At 75.4% G+C, this 1,399-nt stretch carries 1 protein-coding gene; it reads right to left on the bottom strand.

Features of this window, described 5'->3' with window-relative positions:
* Positions 1 to 1,399, bottom strand: a 1,399-nt coding sequence (locus AC13HU_RS37195) for an acyltransferase domain-containing protein (protein ID WP_483046420.1), incomplete at both ends; no start/stop codon positions are given.

Genomic DNA, 1,399 nt, shown 5'->3' with positions numbered 1-1,399 from the left:
GTCCGGTACCGGTCAGGTGTTCCCGTGATCTTCGTCCAGTCCACGTCGACACCGGTGACGTGGAGCTGCGCGACGGTCTTGTGCAGGGCGAGCAGCCCGGGCTCACCGCGGCGCAGGGTGGCCGCCACCGGACCGCGGCGACCGCGGTGGCGGACGGCGTCCGCGAGCGGCCGGACCAGCGTGGGGTGCGGACCGATCTCAATGAACGCCCGGTCGCCCTCGGCGAGCAGCCGGTCGACCGCGGGCCACAGCAGGACCGGGTCGGTGAGGTTGCGCTCCCAATAGTCGGCGTCGACGCGCACGTCCGGGTCGTCCGGCAGCACACTGGAGACCAGCCGTACCGAGGATTCGGCGATGGTGAGGCCGGCCAGCGCCTCCCGCAGCCGCGGGCCGCAGTCGGCCACCACCGGGCTGTGGAATGCGTAGCCGCCGGCCAGCTGCTTGCACCGCAGACCGCGCGCCTCGACGGCCGCCGCAGCGGCGTGCACGGCGTCCGCGGGGCCGCTGAGCACCACCGCCTCCGGTCCGTTGACGGCGGCGACCACCACCGGCACGCCGGTGTCGGCCAGCACCGCCAGGACCGTCTGGCGGTCCGCGCGGACCGCCAGCATGACGCCCCGGCCCGCCGTCTCCTGCAGGATCAGGCCACGCTGGACGGCCAGCCGCACGGCGTCGGCGCAGAAGATCGCGCCCGCCGCGTGCGCGGCGGCGATCTCCCCGACGCTGTGTCCGACCACGGCCGCAGGCCGGATGCCGCAGTCGGCGAGCCAGCCGGTCAGCGCCACCTGCACGGCGAGGAGGGCGGGCTGGGCGATATCGGTGCGGTCGAGCCGGCTGTCCTCGTCCCGTCGCAACTCGTCGATCAGTGACCAGCGCACGTCCCGCCGGATCAGGGCGTCGCACTCGTCGAGGGCCTCGCGGAACACGGGTGAGGCGTCGTACAGGTCCATCGCCATGCCGGCCCACTGCGCGCCCTGGCCGGAGTATACGAACACCGGCTCCGGGGCGCCCTCGGGGTCCACGGCGCCGAAGTACGCGCCGTCCGGCGCCTCCTCGGCCCCGCCGAGCGCCGCCGCCAGCTCCTGTGGGTCCGCCGCGACCGCTGCGAACCGGTGCCGCTCATGGGTGCGCCGGGTGGCGGCGGAGGCGGTGAGGTCACCGAGCCCGCCGGGTTCCGCGGCCACCCGCTCCGCCATGCCGGCGACCTGGGCATCCACGCCCGCCTGGTGGAAGGCCGAGGCGAGCAGCACGTAGGGGCCGGCCGAGCGCTCCCGCGGGGGCGGGGCTGCGGCGGGCTCGACGCCTTCCGCGATCACGTGGACGTTCGTGCCGCTGAGCCCGGACGAGCTCACCGCGACGCGGACCGGACGGTCGCTCTCGGTGATGGCGACCTCCCTGA

The organism is Streptomyces sp. NH27 (assembly GCF_056859195.1).
Note: the sequence above shows the minus strand (reverse complement) of the source record. Positions and strands in the feature narration are given on the sequence as shown.